The 26,761-nt window shown below is 61.9% G+C and carries 20 protein-coding genes; 3 read left to right on the top strand and 17 right to left on the bottom strand.

Annotated features, from left to right (window positions below; translation table 11 throughout):
* Positions 1-2: 2 nt before the first annotated feature.
* From ACFY9W_RS02020 to mtnA, 12 genes are all read right to left on the bottom strand, one after another.
* Entirely contained in the window at positions 3-1,364 is a 1,362-nt protein-coding gene (locus tag ACFY9W_RS02020) for a phosphomannomutase (RefSeq protein WP_391125034.1), read from the bottom strand.
* A gap of 129 nt (positions 1,365-1,493) precedes the next feature.
* Positions 1,494-2,936, bottom strand: a complete 1,443-nt coding sequence (locus tag ACFY9W_RS02015) for a mannose-1-phosphate guanylyltransferase/mannose-6-phosphate isomerase (RefSeq protein WP_391125031.1) — start codon at positions 2,934-2,936, stop codon at positions 1,494-1,496.
* A gap of 318 nt (positions 2,937-3,254) precedes the next feature.
* Entirely contained in the window at positions 3,255-4,688 is a 1,434-nt protein-coding gene (locus ACFY9W_RS02010; RefSeq protein WP_391125028.1) for an MBL fold metallo-hydrolase RNA specificity domain-containing protein, read from the bottom strand.
* 102 nt (positions 4,689-4,790) lie between these two features.
* Positions 4,791-5,054, bottom strand: coding sequence for a lipopolysaccharide assembly protein LapA domain-containing protein (locus ACFY9W_RS02005; protein ID WP_056807342.1), 264 nt, complete (start codon positions 5,052-5,054; stop codon positions 4,791-4,793).
* 19 nt (positions 5,055-5,073) lie between these two features.
* Complete coding sequence (ihfB, locus tag ACFY9W_RS02000) at positions 5,074-5,370, bottom strand: integration host factor subunit beta (RefSeq protein WP_003252675.1); 297 nt, start codon at positions 5,368-5,370, stop codon at positions 5,074-5,076.
* Positions 5,371-5,722: 352 nt separating this feature from the next.
* On the bottom strand, positions 5,723-7,399 hold the full coding sequence (gene rpsA / locus ACFY9W_RS01995) for a 30S ribosomal protein S1 (RefSeq protein WP_003252673.1): 1,677 nt from the start codon (positions 7,397-7,399) through the stop codon (positions 5,723-5,725).
* A gap of 124 nt (positions 7,400-7,523) precedes the next feature.
* Positions 7,524-8,210, bottom strand: coding sequence for a (d)CMP kinase (gene cmk / locus ACFY9W_RS01990; protein WP_391125022.1), 687 nt, complete (start codon positions 8,208-8,210; stop codon positions 7,524-7,526).
* A complete protein-coding gene (locus tag ACFY9W_RS01985; RefSeq protein WP_391125463.1) occupies positions 8,207-10,414 on the bottom strand; it encodes a bifunctional prephenate dehydrogenase/3-phosphoshikimate 1-carboxyvinyltransferase in 2,208 nt (735 codons plus the stop codon). The genes cmk and ACFY9W_RS01985 overlap by 4 nt, the downstream gene beginning before the upstream one ends.
* A gap of 197 nt (positions 10,415-10,611) precedes the next feature.
* Positions 10,612-11,706, bottom strand: a complete 1,095-nt coding sequence (gene pheA / locus ACFY9W_RS01980; RefSeq protein ID WP_391125019.1) for a prephenate dehydratase — start codon at positions 11,704-11,706, stop codon at positions 10,612-10,614.
* Entirely contained in the window at positions 11,706-12,791 is a 1,086-nt protein-coding gene (gene serC, locus ACFY9W_RS01975; RefSeq protein WP_391125016.1) for a 3-phosphoserine/phosphohydroxythreonine transaminase, read from the bottom strand. The genes pheA and serC overlap by 1 nt, the downstream gene beginning before the upstream one ends.
* Positions 12,792-13,004: 213 nt before the next feature.
* Positions 13,005-15,770 (bottom strand): DNA gyrase subunit A, encoded by a 2,766-nt coding sequence (gene gyrA, locus ACFY9W_RS01970; protein ID WP_391125013.1) that lies wholly within the window; start codon positions 15,768-15,770, stop codon positions 13,005-13,007.
* Between the two features lie 341 nt (positions 15,771-16,111).
* Positions 16,112-17,188 carry an S-methyl-5-thioribose-1-phosphate isomerase gene (gene mtnA / locus ACFY9W_RS01965; protein WP_391125011.1) on the bottom strand — a complete coding sequence of 359 codons (1,077 nt, stop codon included), beginning with the start codon at positions 17,186-17,188 and terminating at the stop codon, positions 16,112-16,114.
* 110 nt (positions 17,189-17,298) lie between these two features.
* On the opposite strand from mtnA, the gene ubiG reads away from it, so the two are divergent.
* The 3 genes from ubiG to ACFY9W_RS01950 all read left to right on the top strand — a co-directional run bounded on the left by ubiG (position 17,299) and on the right by ACFY9W_RS01950 (position 19,558).
* Positions 17,299-17,997 carry a bifunctional 2-polyprenyl-6-hydroxyphenol methylase/3-demethylubiquinol 3-O-methyltransferase UbiG gene (gene ubiG / locus ACFY9W_RS01960; RefSeq protein WP_012271034.1) on the top strand — a complete coding sequence of 233 codons (699 nt, stop codon included), beginning with the start codon at positions 17,299-17,301 and terminating at the stop codon, positions 17,995-17,997.
* Positions 17,998-17,999: 2 nt separating this feature from the next.
* On the top strand, positions 18,000-18,671 hold the full coding sequence (gene mupP / locus ACFY9W_RS01955; protein ID WP_391125006.1) for an N-acetylmuramic acid 6-phosphate phosphatase MupP: 672 nt from the start codon (positions 18,000-18,002) through the stop codon (positions 18,669-18,671).
* Positions 18,672-18,817: 146 nt separating this feature from the next.
* Complete coding sequence (locus ACFY9W_RS01950) at positions 18,818-19,558, top strand: YciK family oxidoreductase (protein ID WP_027595944.1); 741 nt, start codon at positions 18,818-18,820, stop codon at positions 19,556-19,558.
* 119 nt (positions 19,559-19,677) lie between these two features.
* Here ACFY9W_RS01950 and ACFY9W_RS01945 read toward each other — a convergent pair whose 3' ends face one another.
* The 5 genes from ACFY9W_RS01945 to ACFY9W_RS01925 form a co-directional block, all read right to left on the bottom strand.
* Entirely contained in the window at positions 19,678-20,463 is a 786-nt protein-coding gene (locus ACFY9W_RS01945) for an iron-containing redox enzyme family protein (RefSeq protein ID WP_391125003.1), read from the bottom strand.
* A 31-nt stretch (positions 20,464-20,494) separates the two neighbouring features.
* Positions 20,495-22,951, bottom strand: coding sequence for an EAL domain-containing protein (locus ACFY9W_RS01940; protein ID WP_391125000.1), 2,457 nt, complete (start codon positions 22,949-22,951; stop codon positions 20,495-20,497).
* 278 nt (positions 22,952-23,229) lie between these two features.
* The gene (locus ACFY9W_RS01935) at positions 23,230-24,969 is read right to left on the bottom strand and encodes an ATP-binding cassette domain-containing protein (RefSeq protein ID WP_391125460.1); all 1,740 of its coding nucleotides are present in this window, start codon (positions 24,967-24,969) and stop codon (positions 23,230-23,232) included.
* 85 nt (positions 24,970-25,054) lie between these two features.
* The gene (locus ACFY9W_RS01930) at positions 25,055-25,687 is read right to left on the bottom strand and encodes a DsbA family protein (RefSeq protein WP_391124997.1); all 633 of its coding nucleotides are present in this window, start codon (positions 25,685-25,687) and stop codon (positions 25,055-25,057) included.
* 3 nt (positions 25,688-25,690) lie between these two features.
* On the bottom strand, positions 25,691-26,623 hold the full coding sequence (locus tag ACFY9W_RS01925) for a rhodanese-related sulfurtransferase (protein ID WP_391124994.1): 933 nt from the start codon (positions 26,621-26,623) through the stop codon (positions 25,691-25,693).
* Positions 26,624-26,761 lie beyond the last annotated feature (138 nt).

The following is a 26,761-nucleotide window of genomic DNA, read 5'->3' as shown; positions in this document are numbered from 1 at the left end:
AATTATCCTTGAATCAGGCGTGCGATTTCTGCAACACGTTGAGCGACCAGAGCTTCATCACCCCGGCTCTCCACATTAAGACGGAGCAGCGGCTCGGTATTGGAGCCGCGCAGGCTGAAGCGCCAGTCAGCGAACTCTACGCTGATGCCGTCGGTGCGGTCGACGCTTGGGTTGTGAGGCAGGTAGAAGGCCAGAATTTTTTCGATGGTGCCCTTCACATCGACCACCTCATAGTTTATTTCGCCACTGCATGGGAAAGCAGCAATACGCTCGTCCACCAACTGCGCCAGGCTCTTGCCGGTCGTGCTCATTAGCGCTGCCACCAGCAACCACGGGATGTTGCCACTGTCACAGTAAGCAAAATCACGGAAATAGTGATGCGCGCTCATCTCGCCGCCATACACAGCATCCTCGGCACGCATGCGTTCTTTAATGAAGGCGTGCCCGGTCTTGCTCTGGATAGCTATACCTCCGGCAGCTTCTACCTGCTTGATCGTGTTCCACGTAAGGCGCGGATCGTGAATAATCTTGCTGCCCGGTTTTTTGGCCAACAGCATTTCGGCCAAAAGACCCACCACGTAATAACCCTCGATAAAGCGGCCGTGGCTGTCAAAGAAGAAACAACGGTCAAAGTCACCGTCAAAGGCAATTCCCATGTCGGCGCCGGTTGCAAGAACGGCCTGGCGGGTTAGGTCGCGGTTCTCGGGCAGCAGCGGGTTGGGGATCCCGTTCGGGAAGTTACCGTCTGGTTCACCGTTGATCAGGGTAATGTTCAGCGGCAGGCGGGCCTTGAGCAATTCGATTACAGGACCGACTGCACCATTGCCTGGGTCGGCCAGCACTTTAAGGGGTTTAAGCGCAGCCAGGTCTACGTAGGTCAGCAGATGGTCGATGTAGGCGCTTTTGTCCAAGGCCTCGCGGACCTGACCTGGGGTAACGGCATGGTCACCGAGGTGGCCTGCCTCTACCCGATCACGGATGTCGTTCAACCCCGTGTCGCCACTGATCGGGCGCGACTGCTCGCGCACCAGCTTCATGCCGTTATAGCCCTTGGGGTTGTGGCTGGCCGTGACCATGATGCCGCCGTCTGCCTGGTAATGGCTGGTGGCAAAATAAACCTCTTCGGTGCCGCACAGGCCAATGTCGATAACATCGGCGCCGCCTTCAGTCAAACCTTGCATCAGTGCACGGGACAAAGCGGGGCTTTCCAGGCGCATGTCGCGCCCGACCACATAAGTGTGCCCGCCAAGCTCGGCAACCAATGCCCGGCCAATACGGTAGGCTACATCGTCACTGAGGTCGGCCGGCACTTGGCCCCGAATGTCATAGGCTTTGAAGCAGCGGGTCTGAATAGGTGCGTACATACATCTCACTTGGTGCGCTGGCGCCTGAACGACACCGAACTGAAGAGGTTACCGGTAACGGGTTGCCACCGAAGGCCGGCCCGGCGCAGCTGGACAAGGCAGCGGCGGGCCGACGGGGAAGGCCTGAATTCAGGCGTCGCAACGACCGTAGTTATCTTCGAAGCGGACGATATCGTCTTCGCCGAGATAGTCGCCACTTTGTACTTCGATCAGCACCAGGTCGATTACACCAGGGTTCTGCAGGCGGTGCTTGTGCCCGGCACGAATGAACGTGGATTCATTAGTGTTGAGCATGAGTTCCTGTTCGTCGTTCACGACCACGGCCATACCGCTGACCACGATCCAGTGCTCACTGCGATGATGATGCATCTGCAGAGAGAGGGACGCTTTAGGCTTGACCACAATGCGCTTGATCTTGAAGCGATCTCCATCTTCCAGCGTGGTGTAGGTGCCCCACGGACGGTGGACCGTCTGGTGCAGCAAATGCGCTGCGTGGCCATCGCTTTTCAGGCGCTTGACAATGTGCTTGACGTCCTGTGCATGGTCCTTGTGCGCAATCAGCAGCGCGTCTGGGGTGTCCACCACCAGCAAGTCCTGAACGCCCACCAGCGCAGCCAGGCGATCCTCGGTACTGACGTAGTTGTTACGCGCCTCGTAGGCCATGACCTCACCTTCGAAGCGGTTGCCGCATTCATCTGGTGGCGTCAGCTCGCTGACGGCGTTCCACGAGCCAATATCGCTCCAGCCGATATCACAAGGTATGGTAGCGACCTTCCGCGAGCGCTCCATCAAGGCGTAATCGATGGAAATATCGGGCACGTTGGTGAAAAATTCGGCGTCTAGAGCAAGGCAGCTATAACCCTTGGAGGTTGACCGGCGCGAAGCCTCGACAGTGACTTTAACCGCCTCCAGCACGTCAGGTGCGTGGGCTTTGAACTCTTCGAGCACGGTACCCACCTGGAAGCAGAACATCCCGGCGTTCCAGAAATAATTGCCAGCAGCTACATAGGCTTCTGCAGTTTTCGCGTCCGGCTTTTCAACGAAGCGCTCAACCTTCAACCCGCCATCCAGCACTCCGCTGGCAGCGGCTTCAATGTAGCCAAAACCAGTCTCCGGGTACTGTGGCTTGATGCCGAATGTTACCAGCCAGCCTAGCTCGGCAAGCCGAACTGCGCTGGTCACCGCTTGGGCAAACGCGGCGTCGTTCTGGATCAGGTGATCTGCAGCCAGTACCAGCATATGGGCCTGGGGCCCATGGGACTCATGGAGTTGCAACGCTGCGGCTGCGACAGCAGCTGCGGTATTGCGGCCGAACGGCTCTAGGATGTACCCCTGGGGATGACCTTTGGTATTGATGGTGCGGTATTCGTCTTCGGTCTTGAACAGCAACTCGCGGTTGGTGACTGTAAGTACCTCGACCACACCGTCAAGCCGCGCCGCGCGCAGGAAAGTCTTCTGGATGAGGTTTTGCCCATCGGGTAAGGTCATGAACGGCTTGGGATGAGCCTCACGGGATACTGGCCACAAACGGCTACCAACGCCACCGGATAGAATTACCGGGATCAATTCCATATTCGGATCCTTAAAAGGCCACTTGAATATCTGGTTTCAAGCAGCCGGCATGTGTCTTATTTCTGACCGCCGCCGCACAGTGCGCGGCGACGCTAAATTACGCGCCCAGCGTGTGTAATCCCTGGCTATCCATAGGCTAAAGACGCAAGCTTGAACAATTAGAATACCAGAGAATTCTATTTGTAGCTTGCCCGCGCCAAGCCCAACGCGCGGCTTGCGCAGTCAAGTTCGAAGCAGTCACGGGCGAAACCCAAAGCCAGTGCCAGCGCTAATGGCTATCAGACACCGCGCATGCCTATCGTTCCCTACCCTGGGGATTTATCTTGCAATTTGCACTTGGGTAGCCCAGCCACGCGCTTGCATTTGACGCAGCAACGCAGCAGTCAGAGCAGTTTTTGCGCGTGATTCGCCGTGCACCAACGCGATAGCTGTTGGCGCGCTTTGTACCCCTGCGGCGAACCCTACCAATGCTGCCTGATCAGCATGCCCCGAGTACCCCGACAGCGTCATGACTTTCGCCTTGACCTCGTACATCCTCCCATCCAGATCAATCTGCACAAACCCTTCCGCTCCTTCGCAGGCCTGTATCACCGCCCCCGGCGTGCCTTTGGCCTGATACCCCACAAACATTACCTCATGCCGCGGGTCCTCGAGCATGGCCTTGAGGTAATTGACGATGCGCCCACCCGAACACATGCCGTTGCCTGCAATCACGATGGCCGGCCGGCCAGTGCTCTTGAGGTAGTTGACCACTTGCTGGTGGCGAGCATGGGTGTCGACACTGATCAGTTGGCTGAACCCGAGCGGGTCACGCCCCTCAGCAAGGCGTGCCTTGGCCTCTTCATTCCAGTATTCGTGCAAGTCGCGGTACACGCTGGTGATGCGTTGAGCCAGGGGTGAGTCGAGGATGATGGGCAACTGCGACCAGTCGACCGGATCGCCATCGGGGCCGGGGCCAGCGATGCCCAGCAAAGCCTTGCGATGAAGTATGTCTTCAAGCTCGTACAGCAGTTCCTGGGTGCGCCCCAGGCTGAAAGCCGGGATGAGAATGGTGCCCTTGTCAGCCAGGGCGCGATCGATGGCGCCTTCCAGACGCTGCCTGCGGTCGCCGGCATGCGGATGCAAGCGGTCACCATAGGTGCTTTCCAGCACCAGCACATCAGCCCGCTCCGGGGGCTGCACAGGGCGCAGTAACGGGTTACCGCACGCACCCAGGTCACCAGAGAACACATAGCGTGTATTGGCCTGCCCATGCTGCATGTCGCACTCGACATATGCCGAACCCAGCAGATGCCCGGCTCGCTGCAGGCGAATGCGGCAAATCAGGCCAGGGCGATCGACCACCGCGTGCCACTGCCCGAAAGGCAGCGGCACGATAAGCCCGCGAATGAAATCGATATACCGAGCCACCTGCGCAGGCTCGCTGCTGATGCTTAGCCTGTACGCATCCTCCAGTACCAGTGGCAGCAGTCGTGCAGAGGGTTCGCTACACAGGATGGGGCCGCGAAAGCCGGCAGCCAGCAGCGCAGGTATGCGGCCAACATGATCAAGGTGGACATGGGTAATGACCAGGGCCTCGATGCCCTGCACATCGAAGCCGAGCGAGGAGGTATCTGTGCCTGGCGCGGCCTCGCCCCCCTGCTCCAGACCACAGTCGACCAGCAGACTGGTAGACGGACCGAGGTGCAACTGGTGGCAAGACCCGGTAACGCCGCGGGTTCCACCGTGATGGGAAAGGCTGGGAAATTCCATGCTGCACACACTCGCCTGGGCCGAAAATGAAGTGGGCTATTACTCCATGACGGCCAGTGCATGCATAGGTGAGGCTTTCCGAAGCAGGTGTAGGAAATTTCCTTAGTTGCCGCTCAGTGCTGCCTGCCGAGCAGACGCCCTGATTTTGCGCTTGCTGCGCTGCACGCCGTAGGCTCCCAGCAACGGCCCGACGGCCAGGCCGATGACCAAGGCTGCCAGCACCAACACAGCAACTGGCACTTCCGGCGCAGCCCAGCCGAACAGGACCAGAGATACGGCCTGCTGGTTCTCCAGCACGAAGAACAGCACCACAGCCGCCAACAGCAGCACGAACACCGCCGCCAGGGCGCGCTTGAGGTTACGCATCAGATTGCTCCTAGAATGATCAGGCTTCGGCCTCGTCTTCTTCATTGACCCGGTCACGCAGCTCTTTGCCGGGCTTGAAGTGCGGCACGAACTTGCCTTCGAGGCTGACCGACTGCCCGGTCTTCGGGTTACGCCCAACGCGCGGGGCGCGATAGTGCAGCGAGAAGCTGCCAAAACCGCGGATCTCGATGCGATCGCCGGTAGCCAGGCATTGCGACATCTGTTCAAGCATGGTCTTGATGGCCAGCTCTACGTCCTTGGACGAGAGCAGCCCCTGATGGGTGACAATACGTTCGATCAGCTCCGACTTCGTCATATTTTTCCCTTCGTTATCAAGCAGCTAGATCATTGCTTAACCAGTTTGTAGCACGCCGGGAAGGATTTGAACAGGGTGGTTCTTGACTTAATAAAAAAATTCAAGATTGAAGTAATTCAAGAATGGTCTACCGCGCGCGCAGCAATGTGGGAGCCGCGCTTGCCGGCGATGGGCTGCGCAGCGGCCCCAAAGTGTCAAGCCATTCACAACCCGTCAGAAGGGTGTCGCCTGCATTGGGGCTGCTTCGCAGCCCATCGCCGGCAAGCGCGGCTCCCACATATGCACAACGCGCCATTTCCGGCACAAAAAAAGGGCGACCCGAGGGTCGCCCTTTTTACCGATCAAACAGAACTCAGTTCTGCTTGGCCATTGCTTCGCGCAGCAGCGCAGCCATGGTGGTGTCGGCAGCAGCTTCCGGAGCGTTTTTCAGGCTCTGGATGGCTTCGCGCTCTTCAGCGTCGTCTTTCGATTTGATCGACAGGCTGATAACGCGGGACTTGCGGTCAACGCTGATGATCTTGGCTTCGATCTCTTCGCCTTCCTTCAGGACGTTACGCGCGTCTTCAACGCGGTCACGGCTGATTTCGGAAGCTTTCAGAGTGGCTTCGATGTCGTCGGCCAGGGTGACGATGGCGCCTTTGGCGTCAACTTCTTTCACGATGCCCTTGACGATAGCGCCCTTGTCATTGACAGCAACGAAGTTGGAGAACGGATCGTCTTCCAGCTGCTTGATGCCCAGGGAGATGCGCTCGCGCTCTGGGTCGACCGACAGGATGACGGTTTCCAGCTCGTCGCCCTTCTTGAAACGACGTACGGCTTCTTCGCCGGTTTCGTTCCAGGAGATGTCGGACAGGTGAACCAGGCCGTCGATGCCGCCGTCCAGACCGATGAAGATACCGAAGTCGGTGATCGACTTGATGGTACCGGTGATCTTGTCACCCTTGTTGAACTGGCCGGAGAAGTCTTCCCATGGGTTGGACTTGCACTGCTTGATGCCCAGGGAGATACGACGACGCTCTTCGTCGATGTCCAGAACCATGACTTCCACTTCGTCGCCAACCTGAACGACTTTCGACGGGTGGATGTTCTTGTTGGTCCAGTCCATTTCGGAAACGTGTACCAGACCTTCAACGCCTTCTTCCAGCTCAGCGAAGCAGCCGTAGTCGGTCAGGTTGGTAACGCGAGCTTGTACGCGAGTACCTTCTGGGTAACGGGCAGTGATAGCTACCCACGGATCTTCGCCCATTTGCTTCAGACCCAGCGAAACGCGGTTGCGCTCGCGGTCGAACTTCAGAACGCGTACGTCGACTTCGTCGCCAACGTTAACGATTTCCGATGGGTGCTTGATGCGCTTCCAGGCCATGTCGGTGATGTGCAGCAGGCCGTCGATACCGCCCAGGTCCACGAATGCGCCGTAGTCGGTGAGGTTCTTGACGATACCTTTGACTTGCTGGCCTTCCTGCAGGGTTTCCAGCAGGGCTTCGCGCTCGGCGGAGTTCTCGGCTTCCAGCACGCTGCGACGCGAAACAACAACGTTGTTGCGCTTCTGGTCCAGCTTGATGACCTTGAATTCCAGCTCTTTGCCTTCGAGGTGGGTGGTGTCGCGCACTGGGCGGACATCAACCAGGGAGCCCGGCAGGAACGCACGGATGCCGTTAACGTCGACAGTGAAGCCGCCTTTAACCTTACCGTTGATAACGCCCTTGACCACTTCTTCGGCGGCGAAAGCTGCTTCCAGAACAATCCAGCACTCGGCGCGCTTGGCTTTTTCACGGGACAGTTTGGTTTCGCCAAAGCCGTCTTCTACCGCGTCCAGCGCAACGTGAACTTCGTCACCGACCTTGATGGTCAGTTCGCCAGCTTCGTTGTAGAACTGCTCGAGCGGGATGACACCCTCGGACTTCAGGCCAGCGTGTACGGTAACCCAGTCGCCGTCGATGTCGACAACGATACCGGTGATGATGGCACCCGGCTGAAGATTGAGGGTTTTCAGGCTTTCTTCAAAGAGTTCTGCAAAGCTTTCGCTCATTTTAATTCCTGTAGATTCGGGCGAAACAAACGCCCCTCGCCACATTCCAGACAATGTGGGTCTGTTTTAAGTAAAGGAAAGCCGGCAAGACGTTGACTGGTGAACCTGCCTGCTCTCCTGGCTATCAGAGAAGGTCGCGCTGGGCGATCTCGCTCCTGATACGTTGCAACACCTGCTCGATGGACAACTCGGTAGAGTCCAACTGAATGGCATCGGCCGCTGGTTTCAGCGGGGCCACTGCACGTTGGGTATCGCGCTCATCACGCGCACGAATCTCATCCAGCAGACTCGACAGACTAACATCTTCACCCTTGCCCTTCAACTGCAGGTAGCGGCGACGTGCCCGCTCCTCCGCGCTGGCGGTGAGGAAAACCTTCAACGGCGCGTCGGGGAATACCACGGTACCCATGTCGCGGCCGTCGGCGATCAGCCCCGGCGCCTCGCGGAACTCGCGCTGGCGCACCAGCAGCGCATCACGCACGGCCGGCAGCGAAGCCACCATCGACGCACCCGCGCCGACGGTTTCGGTACGGATGACATTGCTGACGTCCTCACCCTCAAGGATGATCTGTTGCAGCTTACCGGGCTCGGCAGCGATGAATTGCACATCCAGATGGGCGGCAAGCTTGGTCAGCAGCTCTTCGTTGGTCATGTCGACGCCGTGGTTGCTGGCGTTGAACGCCAGCAAGCGGTACAGCGCGCCGGAGTCCAGCAGCTTCCAGCCCAGCTCGCGGGCCAGCAGGCCGGCGACCGTGCCTTTGCCCGAGCCGCTTGGCCCGTCGATGGTGATGACTGGCGCCTGCGAATTCACGACTTGCCCTCTTCCGCCACGCGGATACCCACTTCGGCGCACAACGCCAGGAAGTTGGGGAACGAGGTGGCGACGTTGGCGCAGTCGTGGATGCGGATTGGCGCGCTGGCGCGCAGCGAGGCCACACTGAAGGCCATGGCGATACGGTGGTCACCGTGCCCATGCACTTCGCCACCGCCCAGCTGGCCGCCATCGATGATGATGCCGTCCGGGGTCGGCTCGCACTTGATGCCGAGGGTGATCAGGCCGTCGGCCATCACCTGGATACGGTCGGATTCCTTCACCCGCAGTTCTTCGGCGCCACGCAGCACGGTACGCCCTTCAGCGCAGGCAGCGGCCACGAACAGCACCGGGAATTCGTCGATGGCCAACGGCACCAGCTCTTCCGGGATGTCGATACCTTTCAGCTTCGCACCGCGAACACGCAGGTCGGCCACCGGCTCGCCGCCGACTTCACGCTGGTTTTCCAGGGTAATGTCGCCGCCCATCAGGCGCAGGATGTCGATGACACCGGTACGGGTCGGGTTGATGCCGACGTGTTCCAGCACCAGCTCGGAGCCTTCGGCGATGGACGCCGCTACCAGGAAGAATGCCGCCGAGGAAATGTCGGCTGGCACTTCGATGCGGGTGGCGGTCAGCTTGCCGCCAGACTGCAACGAAGCCACCGGGCCATTGCTCTCGACCGAATAGCCGAAGCCGCGCAGCATGCGCTCAGTGTGGTCGCGGGTCGGTGCAGGCTCGGTGACGGTGGTCTTGCTTTCGGCGTACAGGCCGGCCAGTAGCAGGCAGGATTTGACCTGGGCGCTGGCCATTGGCAGCGTGTAAGTCAGACCCTTGAGTTTGTGGCCGCCGCGAATGGTCAGCGGCGGGCGGCCTTCGGGGCCGGTCTCGACCACAGCACCCATTTCGCGCAGCGGGTTGGCCACACGGTTCATCGGGCGCTTGGACAGCGAGGCGTCACCGGTCATGGTCACGTCGAACGGCTGGCCGGCCAGCAGGCCCGACAGCAGGCGCATCGAGGTACCGGAGTTACCCACGTACAGTGGCCCCGGCGGCGGCTTGAGGCCATGCAGGCCAACACCGTGAATGGTCACGCGACCGTGGTTGGGGCCTTCGATGACCACACCCATGTCACGGAATGCCTGCAGGGTCGCCAGCGCGTCTTCACCTTCGAGGAAGCCTTCGACTTCGGTGGTGCCTTCGGCCAGCGAGCCGAGCATGATCGAGCGGTGGGAAATCGACTTGTCGCCCGGTACGCGGATCCGCCCGTTCAGGCGGCCACCCGGTTGGGCCAGGAAAATCAGATCGTTGGCGTTCATAGCGTCCACATAGGCCCGGCGGGCCAGGATTTTACTGAAATGCTCGCGGGCAACCCGTGCGCGGGTGAATACACCCAGCAGCTGGTGCCCGTCCCCTTCAGCGATCGCGTCGCGCAAGGCGTCGAGATCGCTGCGATATGTATCTAGCGTGCGCAGGACAGCGTCGCGGTTGGCGAGGAAGATGTCATGCCACATGGTCGGGTCGCTGCCGGCGATTCTTGTGAAATCGCGGAAGCCTCCCGCAGCGTACCGGAAGATCTCGAGGTTTTCATTGCGCTTGGCCAGCGAGTCGACCAAGCCAAAGGCCAGCAGGTGCGGCAAGTGGCTGGTGGCGGCCAGCACTTCGTCATGGCGCTCGACCGACATGTGCTCCACATCGGCATCCAGCGCCCGCCACAGGCGGTCGACCAGGGCCAGCGCGGCGGGGTCGGTTTCGGCCAGTGGCGTAAGGATGACCTTGTGGCGGCGGAACAGGGTGGCGTTGGAGGCCTCTACCCCGCTCTGCTCGGAGCCGGCGATGGGGTGGCCGGGGACGAAGCGCGGCAGGCGCTGGCCGAAGACCGAACGTGCCTCACGGACGACATTGCCCTTGGCACTGCCGACGTCGGTGATAATGGCGTTGCCAAGGTCGAGCCGGGCCAGGCGCGCCAGGACCTTTTCCATGGCCAGGATCGGTACGGCCAGCTGGATGACATCGGCCCCCACGCAGGCGGCAGCGAGATCTTCTTCACAGCGGTCGACCACGCCCAGGGCCACAGCCTGCTTGCGCGAGGGTGCATCCAGGTCGACACCGACCACTTCGCGGCACAGGCCGCTTTCACGCAGGCCTTTGGCGAAGGAGCCACCGATCAGGCCGAGGCCGACCACGACCAGGCGGTTGATGATTGGTGCGGGTTTGGTTTTTGCTGCTTTTACCACTGGTGTGAACCCTGTTCAGAAATCTAGACAGCCTGTTAGGGCCATTGGGGCCGCAGCGCGACCCTTCGCGGGCATGCCCGCTCCCACAGAGATCGGCATCACACGCTGCCTGTGGGAGCGGGCGCGCCCGCGAAGGGCTGCAAAGCAGCCCCAAAGGCCTTGAATCAAAGCACCGCCTTCGGATACGAGCCCAGCACCTTCAGCGCCACAGCCTCCTGGCTGATCTGCTCCAGCACCGCCTTGATCAGCGGGTCGCGGTGGTGGCCTACGAAATCGATGAAGAACACGTAGGTCCACTTGCCGCTACGCGACGGGCGGGTCTCGATGCGGGTCAGGTCGATGCCGTTCTCGTGGAACGGCACCAGCAGCTCGTGCAGCGCACCTGGCTTGTTGCTCATCGAGACGATGATCGAGGTCTTGTCGTCGCCGGTTGGCGGCACTTCCTGCTGGCCGATCATCAAAAAGCGCGTAGAGTTGTCCGGGCGGTCTTCGATCTTTTCGGCCAGGCGGGTCAAACCATAAAGGTTGGCCGCCATGTCACCGGCGATCGCCGCCGAATTCCACTCGCCCTTGACGCGCTTGGCCGCCTCGGCATTGCTCGATACCGCCACGCGCTCTACGTTCGGGTAGTGCGCGTCCAGCCATTTGCGGCACTGGGCCAGCGACTGGGCGTGGGAGTAGATGCGGGTAATGCTGTCGGTCTTGGTGTTCTCGCCCACCAGCAGGTGATGGTGGATGCGCAGTTCGACTTCGCCGCAAATCACCATGTCGTGCTCAAGGAAGCTGTCCAGGGTGTGGCTGACTGCGCCTTCGGTGGAGTTTTCCACCGGCACCACGCCGAAATTGACGGCGCCGGCCGCCACTTCGCGGAACACTTCGTCGATGGCCGCCATCGGCCGGCTGATCACCGCATGGCCGAAGTGCTTCATGGCCGCAGCCTGGGTGAAGGTACCCTCAGGGCCGAGGTAGGCAATTTTCAGCGGCTGTTCAAGGGCCAGGCACGAAGACATGATCTCGCGGAACAGCCGCGCCATCTCTTCGTTGCCCAGCGGGCCCTTGTTGCGCTCCATCACGCGCTTGAGCACCGCAGCTTCACGCTCGGGGCGGTAGAACACCGGTTTTTCGCCTTCTTTCAGCGAAGCGGTCTTGACCCGGGCTACTTCTTCGGCGCAACGGGCGCGGTCGCTGATCAGCTCGAGGATTTTCTCGTCGAGGCTGTCGATGCGTACGCGCAGCGCCTTGAGCTCCTGTTCGGACATCAGCCGTGCTCCTTCTCGAATTCAGCCATGTAGCCAACCAGCGCTTCAACCGCTTCCAGGCCCAGGGCGTTGTAGATGGAGGCACGCATGCCGCCCACCGAACGGTGGCCCTTGAGGTTGAGCAGGCCGCGGGCATCGGCACCGGCGAGGAAGGCCTTGTCCAGGCGCTCGTCAGCCAGGCGGAACGGCACGTTCATCCACGAACGGGCGTTGACGCTGATCGGGTTGGTGTAGAAATCGCTGTTGTCGATGAAGCCGTACAGGCGTTCTTTCTTGGCGCGGTTGCGCTGCTCCATGGCATCGACGCCACCCTGCTCTTTCAGCCACTCGAAGACCAGGCCCGAGAGGTACCAGGAATAAGTGGCCGGGGTGTTGTACATCGAACCGTTGTCAGCCGAAACCTTGTAATCGAGCATGGTCGGGCAGCTGCTGCGAGCGTGGCCCAGCAAGTCTTCGCGCACGATGACCACTACCAGACCGCTAGGGCCGATGTTTTTCTGCGCGCCAGCGTAGATCAGGCCGAACTGCGACACATCGATAGGGCGCGAGAGAATGTCGGACGACATGTCGACCACCAGCGGCACGTCACCGGTTTCTGGCACCCAGTCAAACTGCAGGCCACCGATGGTCTCGTTGGACGCATAGTGCACGTAGGCGGCGTTTTTGGTCAGGCTCCACTCGTTCTGGCCCGGGATGGCCAGGTAGTCGTAGGGCTTGGCGCTGGCAGCAACGTTGATGTTGCCGAAGCGGCGCGCTTCCTCGATGGCCTTTTTCGACCAGATGCCGGTTTCGATGTAGTCGGCGGTGCCGTTTTCCGGCAGCAGGTTCAGCGGGATTTCGGCGAACTGCTGGCTGGCACCGCCCTGCAGGAACAGCACCTTGTAATTGGAGGGGACGGACAGCAGGTCACGCAGGTCCTGCTCGGCCTTTTCGGCGATGGCCACGTAGTCGTCGCTGCGATGGCTCATTTCCATCACCGACAAGCCCTTGCCGTTCCAGTCCAGCATCTCGGCCTGGGCGCGCTGCAAAACAGCGTCAGGAAGCGCGGCAGGGCCTGCGCAGAAGTTAAAGGCTCGTTTGCTCACATCCACTCTCGCTCTGCCAAATAGAACAAAAACCATTGCATGGGCTAGCAGGGACCCTGTGGGAGCGGGCTTGCCCGCGAACACCGGCGCAGCCGGTGCCATCCACCGCAGTGTCTGCTTCGCGGGCACGCCCGCTCCCACAGGGCAGGCATTGCCTGCAGTTATCAGTCAAACGGGGCGACCTTGGTCGCCCCGTTCGGGTTTTACACTTGCTTACTCCTGCGGCGCCTCTTCGGCACCCGCAGCCTCATCATTGTCTGGCGCTTCGGCCTCGACGCCCTCCTCGTCCGTCTCGATCACATCATCGAGTTCGTCCTCGGACGGCTCCTGGATACGCTCCAGGCCCACCAGCGTCTCGTCAGCCGCCAGCTTGATCAGCGTAACACCCTGGGTGTTACGGCTCAGGCTGGAAACCTCACCAACCCGTGTACGCACCAGCGTGCCCTGGTCGGAGATCAGCATGATCTCTTCGCCTTCCTGCACCTGGATAGCACCAATCAGCAAGCCGTTGCGCCCTTTGGTACCCATGGCGATAACGCCCTGGCCACCACGGCCGCGCCGCGGGAACTTGGACAGCGGGGTGCGCTTGCCGAAGCCACGCTCGGATGCGGTGAGAATCTGCGAACCGGACTCCGGGATCAGCATGGAAATGATCTGCTGACCTTTGCCCAGCTTCATGCCGCGCACGCCACGGGCAGTACGGCCCATTTCACGCACGACGCTTTCGGCGAAGCGGATGACCTTGCCGGCGTCGGAGAACATCATGACTTCCTTGGCGCCGTCGGTAATGGCCGCAGCAATCAGGGTGTCACCTTCTTTAAGCTTCAGGGCGATCAGGCCGTTGGAGCGCGGACGGGCGAACTGCACCAGCGGGGTCTTCTTGACGGTACCGGAAGCGGTGGCCATGAAGATGTACGCGCCGGTCGGCTCGGCGACCCACTCCGGCGTGTCGCCGTCTTCTTCGTCGACTTCCTCGGGCTCTACCAGCTCACCCTCGAGCACGGTGTCTTCAGCGTCTTCCAGCTCTTCGTCCAGGTCGGCGTTCTGCTGCAGCGCTTCGAGGTCGATCTGCAGCATGGCGGTGATGCGCTCACCCTCCTCCAGCGGCAGCAGGTTGACCAACGGGCGACCACGGGCAGCGCGGGACGCTTCAGGGATTTCGTAGGTCTTCTTCCAGTACACCTTGCCCTTGCTGGAGAACAGCAACAGGGTGGCGTGGCTGTTGGCGACCAACAGGTGCTCGATGTAGTCCTCGTCCTTCACGCCGGTAGCCGACTTGCCTTTACCGCCACGGCGCTGGGCCTGGTAGGCCGACAATGGCTGGGTCTTGGCATAACCACCGTGGGAGATGGTGACCACGCGCTCTTCTTCCGGGATCATGTCGCCGTAGTTGAGGTCGTGGCTGGCGTTGAGTATTTCGGTACGACGGGCATCGCCGTATTCGGCGCGGATGGCTTCCAGTTCTTCGCGGATCACTTCCATCAGGCGCTCGGCGCTGCTGAGGATGCGGATCAGCTCGCCGATCTGCTCGAGGATTTCCTGGTACTCGGCCAGCAGCTTCTCGTGCTCCAGGCCGGTCAGGCGGTGCAGGCGCAGGTCAAGAATGGCCTGGGCCTGTTCCGGCGACAGGAAGTACTTGCCATCGTGCAGGCCGTACTGCTCCGGCAGGTCTTCAGGGCGGCAGGAATCGGCGCCTGCGCGCTCGACCATGACCTGCACGGCACTGGATTCCCACGGCGTGGAAACCAGGGCTTCCTTGGCTTCGGACGGGGTCGGCGAGGCCTTGATCAGGGCGATGACCGGGTCGATGTTGGACAGCGCAACCGCCTGGCCTTCAAGGATGTGACCACGCTCGCGGGCCTTGCGCAGCTCGAACACGGTACGGCGGGTCACCACTTCACGGCGGTGACGGACGAACGCTTCAAGCAGGTCCTTGAGGTTGAGCAGGCGCGGACGGCCGTCGATCAGGGCCACCACGTTGATGCCGAATACGCTCTGCAGCTGGGTTTGCTGGTAGAGGTTGTTGAGCACCACCTCCGGCACCTCGCCGCGGCGCAGCTCGATGACGATTCGCATACCGTCCTTGTCGGACTCGTCGCGCAACTCGGTGATGCCTTCGATCTTCTTCTCTTTTACCAGCTCGGCGATCTTTTCGATCAGGCGCGCCTTGTTCAGCTGGTACGGCAGCTCGGTCACGACGATCTGCTGGCGGCCACCGACCTTGTCGATGTCTTCGACTTCGGAACGGGCGCGCATGTAGATGCGGCCACGACCGGTACGATAGGCCTCGATGATGCCCTGGCGACCGTTGATGATACCGGCAGTCGGGAAGTCTGGCCCGGGAATGAACTGCATCAGCTCATCGATGGTGACTTCCGGGTTGTCGATCAGCGCCAGGCAACCGTCGATGACTTCACCGAGGTTGTGTGGCGGGATGTTGGTTGCCATGCCCACGGCGATGCCGCTGGAACCGTTGACCAGCAGGTTGGGAATACGGGTCGGCATGACCGCCGGGATCTGCTCGGTGCCGTCGTAGTTGGGCACCCAGTCGACGGTTTCCTTGTGCAGGTCGGCCAGCAGCTCGTGAGCCAGCTTGGTCATGCGCACTTCGGTGTATCGCATGGCTGCGGCGTTGTCGCCGTCCACCGAACCGAAGTTGCCCTGGCCGTCGACCAGCAGGTAGCGCAGCGAGAACGGCTGGGCCATACGCACGATGGTGTCGTAGACCGCAGTGTCGCCGTGCGGGTGGTACTTACCGATCACGTCACCGACCACACGGGCGGATTTCTTGTACGGCTTGTTCCAGTCGTTGCCCAGTTCGCTCATCGCATAGAGAACGCGACGATGCACGGGCTTCAAGCCGTCACGCGCATCGGGCAGCGCTCGCCCGACAATCACGCTCATCGCGTAGTCGAGGTAAGACTGTCTCAGTTCGTCTTCGATATTGACCGGGAGGATTTCTTTGGCCAGTTCGCCCATGAGAAGCCTGATTCCTTTTTCTGGTGAAACTTCGCAGCTCCATCAAGGGCCGAACGAAGCTCGCCGCCGCAGCGCATAAGGGTGCGACGACTTACGACAAATCAATGAGTTGTGCCATGGATCTGCGCAATGAAGGCCGCCATGCTGGGCGGTCTTGGAAACTGCCGGATGTTATCACAAAGGCGGGGGCGGTGGGGAGATGTGGCAGGCGGCCAGAAGCGGGTTTCAATCCTGGAGTTTTCACTGGCTTCTTCGCGGGCATGCCCGCTCCCACAGGGCCTTGTGCCATCCCTGTGGGAGCGGGCGAGCCCGCGAAGAGGCCGGCGCAGGTAAAACAACTATCAGTGCAACCGCTTGCGGCACATCAACTGCGCCAGCTTGGCGGCATCCGGCCGTTCCACAACGCCGCGCTCGGTCACGATCACATCGATCAGGTCGGCCGGGGTCACGTCGAACACCGGGTTGAACACCTCGACATCCGGCGCCACCCGGGTACCCGCGTAATCCAGCAGCTCATCGGCATCACGCTCTTCCAGCGGGATGTCCTCGCCAGTGGCCAGGTTCAGGTCGATGCTGGTGCTCGGCGCCACCACCATGAAACGCACACCGTGGTGCATGGCGCTGACCGCCAGCTGATAGGTGCCGATCTTGCTGGCCATGTCGCCGTTGGCCGCAATGCAGTCTGCACCCACCACCACCCAGGTGATGCCCTTGGTCTTCATCAGGTGGGCCAACGCCGAGTCGGCGCACAGGGTCACCGGGATGCCCTCGTCAGCCAGCTCCCAGGCAGTCAGCCGCGAGCCTTGCAGCCAGGGGCGGGTCTCACCGGCATACACCCGCTCGACCATACCGTCCAGGTAGCCGGCGCGGATCACCCCCAGCGCGGTGCCAAAGCCGCCGCTGGCAAGGGCGCCGGCATTGCCGTAGGTAAGCAGGGTCTGGGCATTGCCCTGGTGGCGACGGATAAGCTCGATGCCTTGCTGGGCCATGGTCAGGTTGGCTTCACGGTCGCTCTCGTGGATGGCCACTGCTTCGGCCTCCAGTGCTGCCAACACGTCTTCATCCGGGCGCAGCCGTTGCAGGCGCTCACGCATGCAGTTCAGTGCCCAGAACAGGTTGGCGGCCGTGGGGCGCGCCTCGGCCAGGCTAAGGAAGTCTTCTTCCAGGTCCAGCTCCCAGTCGCCACCTTCGGCCAGCCGCTCTTCCAGGGCCAGCACCAGGCCATAGGCCGCAGCAATACCGATGGCCGAAGCGCCGCGCACCGCCATGTCGCGGATTGCCGCCGCCACCTGCGCAACATTGTCGCAGGCCAGCCAGCGTTCTTCCGACGGCAGCAGGCGCTGGTCGAGCAGGTGCAAGATGCCGCCCTGCCAGCGGATCCCGGTCACCTTCTCCGCCGCCAAAAGTCGCTCGCGCATCGCCTCTCCCCGTCGTTCGCATGTCAAAAACCGGCGATTATAGCGACCCTCGGGGCCGAGCGCTCGGGTATACTCCGGCGCAATTTTGCGAAGTTTCAGAGGACTGTTCAATGAGCAACGTCGACCGCGCCGAAATCGCCAAGTTCGAAGCGCTGGCCCACCGCTGGTGGGACCGCGAAAGCGAGTTCAAGCCGCTGCACGAAATCAACCCGCTGCGCGTCAACTGGATCGACGAACGCGCCAGCCTGGCCGGCAAGAAAGTGCTGGACGTAGGCTGCGGCGGCGGCATCCTCAGCGAAGCCATGGCCCTGCGCGGTGCCACGGTCACCGGCATCGACATGGGCGAAGCGCCCCTGGCGGTGGCCCAGCTGCACCAGCTGGAGTCCGGCGTGCAAGTGGAATACCGGCAGATCACCGCCGAAGCGCTGGCCGAGGAAATGCCTGAACAGTTCGACGTGGTCACCTGCCTTGAAATGCTCGAGCACGTGCCCGACCCGTCTTCGGTGATTCGCGCCTGCTACCGCATGGTCAAGCCGGGCGGCCAGGTGTTCTTCTCCACCATCAACCGCAACCCGAAGGCCTACCTGCTGGCCATCGTCGGCGCCGAATACATCCTGAAGATGCTGCCGCGTGGCACCCATGACTTCAAGAAGTTCATCCGCCCCTCCGAACTGGGCGCCTGGAGCCGCGATGCCGGCCTGCAGGTGAAGGACATCATCGGCCTCACCTACAACCCGCTGACCAAGCACTACAAGCTCAACAGCGACGTCGACGTCAACTACATGATCCAGACCCTGCGCGAGGAATAAGCATGCGTTTGCGAGCAGTACTCTTCGACATGGACGGCACCTTGCTCGACACGGCGCCGGACTTCATCGCCATCTGCCAGGCCATGCTCGCCGAGCGCGGCCTGCCGCCCGTCGATGACAAACTGATCCGCGATGTGATTTCCGGCGGTGCCCGGGCCATGGTTGCGGCCACGTTCGCCATGGACCCGCAAGCCGAGGGCTTCGAGCCCTTGCGCCTGGAGTTCCTTGAACGCTACCAACGCGACTGCGCGGTACACAGCAAGCTGTTCGATGGCATGGCCGAGTTGCTGAGCGATATCGAGAAAGGCAACCTGCTGTGGGGCGTGGTCACCAACAAGCCGGTGCGCTTTGCCGAGCCGATCATGCAGCAACTGGGCCTGGCCGAGCGTTCGGCGCTGCTGATCTGCCCGGACCACGTGAAAAACAGCAAACCCGACCCCGAGCCGCTGATCCTGGCCTGCAAGACACTGGACCTGGACCCGGCCACCGTGCTGTTCGTTGGCGACGACCTGCGCGATATCGAGTCTGGCCGCGACGCCGGCACCCGCACGGCGGCCGTGCGCTACGGCTATATTCATCCAGAGGACAACCCCAACAACTGGGGCGCCGACGTGGTGGTGGACCACCCGCTGGAACTGCGCAAGGTGATCGACAGCGCACTGTGCGGCTGCTGAGTTGCTACGGCTGACGACGGACCCTGTGGGAGCGGGCACGCCCGCGAAGCAGGCACTGCGGTGGATGGCACCGGCTTTGCCGGTGTTCGCGGGCATGCCCGCTCCCACAGGGTTCGGCGCTGCCCAATGAACAAGGGAAAAATCTGATGTTCGACTACACCGCCCGCCCCGACCTGCTGCAAGGCCGGGTCATCCTGGTTACCGGTGCCGGCCGCGGCATCGGTGCCGCCGCTGCCAAGGCCTACGCCGCGCTGGGTGCTACCGTACTGCTGCTGGGCAAGACCGAGGCCAACCTGAACGAGGTCTACGACCAGATCGAAGCCGCCGGGCACCCGCAGCCGGTTGTCATCCCGTTCAACCTGGAAACCGCCCTGCCCCACCAGTACGACGAACTGGCGGTGATGATCGAGGACCAGTTCGGCCGCCTGGACGGCCTGCTGAACAATGCCTCGATCATCGGCCCGCGCACGCCGCTGGAGCAGTTGTCAGGCGACAACTTCATGCGCGTGATGCACATCAACGTCGATGCCACCTTCATGCTCACCAGCACCCTGCTGCCACTGCTGAAGCTGTCGGAAGACGCATCGGTGGTGTTCACCAGCAGCAGTGTCGGGCGCAAAGGCCGTGCATACTGGGGTGCTTATGGCGTTTCGAAGTTTGCCACCGAGGGCCTGATGCAGACCTTGGCCGACGAACTGGAAGGCGTGGCGCCGGTGCGCTCCAACAGCATCAACCCGGGCGCCACGCGCACGGCAATGCGGGCGCAGGCGTACCCTAGCGAAAACCCGCAGAACAACCCGCTGCCGGAAGAGATCATGCCGGTGTACCTGTACCTGATGGGGCCGGACAGCACCGGGGTGAACGGGCAGGCGTTCAACGCCCAGTAAACCTGCACTGGCCTCTTCGCGGGCTTGCCCGCTCCCACAGAGATAGCACGATGCCTGAGGGCAGTGATGTCCCCGTGGGAGCGGGCGAGCCCGCGAAGAGGCCGGCACAGGAGAGCAGATCAGCCCGCCGCCAACGCTGGGCGCAAACGGCCTTGCTGGCGCCCTTCCAGCTGCATGCACCTTTCCAGGAACAGGAACATGCAGTCATAACTCTTGCAAATCGCCCTGCGTAACTCTGTACGCAGCCCCAACGTCGGGTTCTCGCCGGCCAGGGTACAGATGATCTCCAGCGCCTCCCACGGGTGCGCGTCGTCATACTGGGCATGCATCTTCAGCCACTTCATCGCCCGCTTGCGCCCTTCCTCAGGGAAGCCCTGTGCATAGGTGTCGGTCGAGCACACCACCGCCGACCATTCGCCGGTCGCGCCTTCGATGGCGTAGTTGGTCGCGGCCATGGAAATCGCCAGGTTCTCGGTCGCGCACACCCGCCAGCACCAGTCGTTCAGGCCGTTCAGCTCGGGCGGCACTTCCTGCGCCTGCAATTCGTGCAGGTGCACCCCGTGCGCCTGGCACCAGTTCACCCAATAGTCGGCATGGTTCAGTTCAACGCGAATGTTGCGCATCAGCCAGCGCCGCGCCATGTCTTCGCCCTGATGGCGGCCATAGCGGGTCTTGGTCAGGTTGTGGGCCATGTACAGCGAAAACTGCTCCACTACCGGCCAGCCACCGATCAGGTACTGACGAATGGTCGACTGCTTCAACTGCCCGTCGCGCAGGCGCCCGTAGAACTCATGTTCGACCACCCGGCGCTTGCTTTCGCGGCAGTCTTCAATCAGTTGCTGGGCCCATTGGGGGTAGCTGGCGGGGTCCATCAAAGGCCCGATACGAACGAATGCATCAATCACTTTTCAGCTCCTTGATCCTTGTGATTTCTAGCTAGCGAAACGTGCCAGGTGCCCGCTGCAACAGAGGCCGGGCGGCGATCCGTTGGCGCTGCAGACTGTCACAGGTGAACACCTGGGGGCGTTCGATCAGGTAGCCCTGGGCGTAATCCACGCCTATTTCCTGTAGGGCCTGCTCGATCAAGGGTGTTTCGACAAACTCGGCGATGGTGCGTTTTCCCATGACATGGCCGATGTGGTTGATGACCTCGACCATGGCCCGGTTGACCGGGTCGTCGAGCATGTCCTTGACGAAACTGCCGTCGATTTTCAGGAAATCCACGGGCAAATGCTTGAGGTAGGCGAACGACGACATGCCCGCGCAGAAATCATCGAGCGAGAAGCGGCAACCCAGCCCCTTCAACTCGTTGATGAAGCGGATGGCACTGCCCAGGTTGGCGATGGCGCTGGTTTCGGTAATCTCGAAACAGATCATCCGTGGCGGGATGGCGTATTCGACAAACAGCCGCTGCAGATATTCGAGGAACTTGTCATCGCCGATGCTCGACCCTGACAAGTTGATTGCACAGATCGACAGCGGCCCTTCGCGCCCTTCGTCCAGGCACTGGCGGATGACCTGGAACACATTGCGCACCACCCAGCGGTCCAGCGCGGTCATCAGACCGTAGCGTTCGGCCGCCGGAATGAAGCTGCTGGGCAGGATGGTGCGGCCGTTTTCGTCGTGCAGGCGCAGCAGGATTTCAATATGCCCCGGGCCTTCGAAGGTTTTCAACGGGGCGATTTCCTGGGCGTACAGGCAGAAGCGGTTTTCTTCCAGGGCCACGTGCAGGCGCTGGATCCAGGCCATTTCACCAAAGCGCATGGACAGTTCGCTGTCGTCGGCGTGGTACACCTGCACGCGGTTGCGTCCCTTTTCCTTGGCCATGTAGCAGGCCATGTCGGCGGCGCGCAGCGAGGTTTCGAGGGTGCCGGGGGCCTGTGCCATGTGCACCAGGCCAACGCTCACGGTGGTGACGAAGGGTCGCCCCTTCCACACGAAGTGCAGGCTTTGCACCATCTGGCGCAATTGCTCGGCAATGCGCTCGGCCTGGTCGGGCGGGCAGTTTTCCAGCAGCACGCCGAACTCGTCGCCACCCAGCCGCGCCAGGGTGTCACCTTCGCGCAGGCCCGATTGCAGCACGGCGCAGATGTGCCGCAGCAGTTCGTCACCCGCGGCATGCCCAGAGGTATCGTTGACCAGTTTGAACTGGTCAAGGTCAAGGAACATCAGCGAATGCCGGCCGGCCTGACGCGCCAGGCCGTTCAGCGCCTGCTCCAGGCGGTATTCGAACTCGCGGCGGTTGGCCAGGCCGGTCAACGCATCGTGGGTAGCCTGCCAGGACAGGTTGGCAATGTACTGGCGCTCCTGGGTCATGTCGTGCAGCACCAGCACGATGCCGCTGACCTGGCCGTCATTGAGGATCGGCGAGCCCACCAGGTTGATCGACACGGTACTGCCATCCAGGCGCTGGATCAGCCGGGCATGCTCGGCCCCCCCCTTGAGGCTGCCGCTGAGCACCTGCTCTACCAGGCTGCCGCCGTCTTCCTCGGCTTGCTCGTCCACCAGGCTGAACAGCGCCGACAGCGGCAAGCCCTGGGCCTGCCCAGACTGCCAGTGGGTCAATTGCTCGGCGGCCGGGTTCATGTAGCCGATGCAGCCGTCCACATCGGTGGTAATCACCGCATCGCCAATGGCCTGCAAGGTGATCTGCGCCCGCTCCTTTTCCTCCTGCAAGGCACTGGCAAAGGCCTGACGCTGGGCCAGCAGCTTGCTGGAGCGGCGCCAGGCGATGGAAATGAGGAACATCGCCGTCAGCAGGTTGGTGATCATCAGCACCCGCAGCAGCATGCGCGAGCCTTCACCCAAGGCATCGCTGAAGGCCTTGGCGGCGGGGGTAACACCCTCGTTGATGGTAACGATACGGGCCTTCCAGCCGCTTAACGTCTGGGCGTCGACGGGGCCACTGGCAAAGCGTTGGCGCATCTCGCCGGCCAGCACATCGAGCTTGGCCAGGTAATCGTCGCCGATGTCCCAGTAGTCAATGGCTGTCTGCATGTAGCTGACATTGCGGAAGTTGCGGTAGAACCAGATGATCCGCGTGACATCATCGGGGTGGTTGCCGCCTTGCAGCACCGCCTGGCGCGCGGCATCCAGGTCAGGGTTGGGCTGGTCCAGCACCTCGCGCAACTGGTGGTCGCCCTGGGGCACGGTAATAGCCTGGCGATAGCGCTGGTAGGTGCTGTCGTCGCGGGTTTCGGCGTACAGGTTGAGGTAATAGATGGCGTCTTTCTGCGCCTTGGACCACAGGCTTTCGCCCGCGACATAGGCGCGCACGGCCGACAGCGTATACAGGCTGAGACTACCCAGCGCCACCTGGAAGACCACAACGGCGATGAAGGGCCAGGTGATGCCAAGCAGCTTGGGCGCTTCTAGAGTGCGATGTCCCTTCATGGATTCCCTGTCACAGAGCAGATAAGGCGCAAATCAACCCAGACAAGCACAGCGTAGGCCATTTGCCATCGCTGTGGAGGGGATTTTTATGACAAGGAGTCGGGGGATTTGTACAGGGCCTTTATTGGCCCTCGTGGGAGCTTCAAAATCTGAAAGATTGCACAATCTCTGTGGGAGCGGGCGTGCCCGCGAACACCGGCAAAGCCGGTGCCATCCAATGCGTTGCCTGTTTCGCGGGCACGCCCGCTCCCACATGGCCGGTGAAGGCAGGAAGGGATTCAGCTCTGCTGCAGGTGCCCATAAAGCTTGGCATACAACCCACCTTCGGCAATCAGCTGCTGGTGGTCGCCATCTTCGGCCACATGCCCGCCATCGAACACCAGCACCCGGTCGGCCTGTTTCACCGCCGACAGGCGGTGGGCAATGATCAGTGTGGTACGGCCGCTGAGGAAGCGCGCCAAGGCCTGGTGCAGGTTGTACTCGGTAGCCGCATCCAGGGCCGAGGTGGCCTCGTCAAGGATCACTACCTTGGGCTCGGCCAGCACCATGCGGGCAATGGCCAGGCGCTGGCGCTGGCCGCCCGACAAGCGCACGCCCGAGCGCCCCACCACACTGTCCAGGCCCTGCGGCAATGCGGCGATGGTGGCATCCAGCTGGGCGATGCGCAGCGCCTGCCAGCAGGCGTCATCGCTGCAATCGCGGCCCATGGCCAGGTTGGCGCGCACGGTATCGTTGAACAGCGACGGGTGCTGCAATACCACCGCTACATTTTCGCGCAGGGTTTCCAGGCCGATCTCCTGCAGGCTGGCGCCCCCAAAGCGGATAGTCCCGGCCTGGGCGCTGTACAGGCCCAGCAACAGTTGCACCAAGGTGCTCTTGCCACCACCACTGGCGCCGACTATCGCCACCTTTTCACCCGGCGCGATGGACAAGCCGAGGTTGTCCAGCACCGGCTCGTCGGCATAGGCAAAGCGCAGGTCGCGCACGTCGATGCCCACCGTCTCGCGCCCGGCGAACGGGTCGCAGGCGGCCGGGTACTGCGGCTCGTCAGCGCGCGCCAGCAACTCGTTAAGGCGGCTCAGCGCACCACCGGCGGCGTAGTAGGCATATTGCAGGTTGAGCAACTGCTCCACCGGGCCGATCATGAACCACAGGTAGCTGAACACTGCCAGCATCTGGCCAATCGACAGGTCGGAGAACAGCACGGTAAGCATGGCTGCCGCACGGAAAATGTCGATACCGAACTGGAACAGCAAGCCACTGGCACGGCCACTGGCATCGCTTTTCCACTGCGAGTCCACGGTGTAGTCGCGCACTTCGCGGGCCCGCAGCCCCAGGCGCCCCAGGAAGTAGCCCTGGCGGTTGCTGGCGCGAATTTCCTGAATGGCATCGAGGGTTTCCGTCAGCGCCTGGGTAAAGCGTGCAGTGCTGTCGTTTTCAAGCTTTTTCAGGTGTTTGACGCGCTTGCCGAGCTGCACGGTGAAGTAGATCACCAGCGGGTTGAACAGTAAGATCAGCAAGGCCAGCTGCCAGTGCATCCAGATAAGGATTGCCGCAGTGCCGGTCAACGTCAGCATGGCCACCAGGAAGCGGCTGAGCGTTTCGCCCACGAACTTGTCGAGGGTGTCCAGGTCGGTGACCAGGTGGGTGGTCACCGTGCCGCTGCCCAGGCTCTCGTATTCCTTCAGCGAAATGCGCTTGAGCCGCTCGATCAGGCGGATGCGCAAGCGATAGACGATGTCCTTGGCCAGGCCGGCGAACAGCTTGGCCTGCACCACGTTGAACGCCAGTGCAGCCAGGCGCAGGCACAGGGTAAGTGCCAGCATCAGCCCGATGTACCCGGCAGCTACCTGCCAACCAGACGGCAACAAGTGGTTCATCCACTTCAGCGCGGCATCGCCATGGCCCAGCAACACTTCATCCACCAGCAGCGGTAGCAGCAGCGGAATCGGCACGCTGCAACAGGCTGCCAGTACGGCGATGAAATTGGCGGACCAGAGGTTCTTCTTGTGATGCATGGCCAGGCGACGGATTTCCGCCCAGCTCAGTCGATCGCCCGCAGTATGAGGTTTGCCCGGCACCGGGTCGGGTGACCCAGGCACATCAAGCACAGGCGGCCTGCTGCAGCCAGCGGCCGAGCAAGGGTTGCAGGCGTTCCAGCGCCTGGTAGCCGTTGGTCAGCAAGGCCAGTTGGCCATTGCGCTCGGCCAGCAGGGTCGGGAAACCGGCAATACCCAAGTCCTGGGCCCAGCTGAAATCGGCTGCGGTGGCAGCGCGTGTATCGGCACGGGCGAAGGTTTCGGCGAACACGGCGCGGTCGAAGCCTGCCTGCTCCGCCAGCTCGACCAACTGTGGCGCAGTGGTCACATCCACGCCCTGCTCGTAGAACGAACGCTGGATCAACGCCAGCAACGGCCAGACACGCTCGGCATCCAGCTCGCGGGCGGTGACCAAGGCACGGCAGGCCGGCTCGGTGTCGTAGACAAAACCGTCGGGCATGGCGCCCTCGAAGCGGAACGGCTGGCCGGTAGCCTCGGCCACCGCCTGCCAGTGTTCGAGGATGTACTTGCGGGTAGAGCTGTCCAGGGCGCTGCCACCGGTGCGCAAGCCACCCACCACCAGCCGGGTGGCAATGCCCGCTTCACGCGCCTGGGCGATCAGGGCCGCCGCCACTGGCGCGAAACCCCAGCACCAGGAGCACATCGGGTCCATCACATAGATCAGGCGTGCAGACATGCATCAGGCCTCGGCTTTGTAGTTGTAACCGATCGGGTGCGGCAGGTTGCGGGCCTTGGCCAGCTCGATCTGCTTCTGCCGGTCGATGGCGCTGCGCCGGGTCTTTTCGCTCAGGGTGTCCCAGCAATGCGGGCAGCTGACACCTGGCGAATAGTGCTCGGACGCGCGCTCCTCTGCATTGATCGGGTGGCGGCAGGCGTGGCACTGGTCATACTCGCCTTCACTCAGGTCATGGCGCACCGTGACGCGGTTGTCGAAGACGAAGCAGTCGCCGTCCCACAGGCTCTCTTCCTGAGGCACTTCCTCGAAGTATTTCAGGATGCCGCCCTTAAGATGATAGACCGCATCAAAGCCTTCACCGAGCATGTAGCTGGAAGCTTTTTCGCAACGGATGCCGCCGGTACAGAACATGGCGACCTTCTTGTGCTTGCTGGGGTCGAAGTTGGCCTTGATGTAGTCCGGGAACTCGCGGAAGGTTTCGGTCTTGGGGTCGATGGCGCCCTTGAAGGTGCCAATGGCCACTTCGTAATCGTTGCGGGTGTCGATCAGCAGCACTTCCGGGTCGCTGATCAGGGCGTTCCAGTCCTTGGGCTCGACGTAGGTGCCGACCGCCTGGTTCGGGTCAACGCCCGGCACGCCGAGGGTGACGATCTCTTTCTTGAGCTTGACCTTGGTGCGGTAGAACGGTTGTTCGTCGCAGTACGACTCTTTATGGTCGACATCGATCAGGCGCGGGTCGTTGCGCAACCAGGCCAGCAGGCCATCGATGCCTTCGCGGGTGGCCGACACGGTACCGTTGATGCCCTCATGGGCCAGCAACAGGGTGCCTTTGACGTTGTTGTCGAGCATGGCCTTGAGCAGCGGCTCGCGCAGCTCGACGTAGTCTTCAAGGGTAACGAATTTGTACAGCGCCGCGACGACGATGGCTTGGGACATGAAGCAGGTTCTCCAGGTGGTTGCCCTCGTAAGGGGCGGACCGGGTTGAGCAAAAAACAGGGGGCTGCTTCGCAGCCCATCGCAGGCAAGCCAGCTCCCACAGGTACAGCGCCAGCTTCAAGAAGAGCGCTGTACCTG

It is taken from the genome of Pseudomonas sp. NPDC008258 (genome assembly GCF_042956345.1).
Lineage (GTDB): Bacteria > Pseudomonadota > Gammaproteobacteria > Pseudomonadales > Pseudomonadaceae > Aquipseudomonas.
Note: the sequence above shows the minus strand (reverse complement) of the source record. Positions and strands in the feature narration are given on the sequence as shown.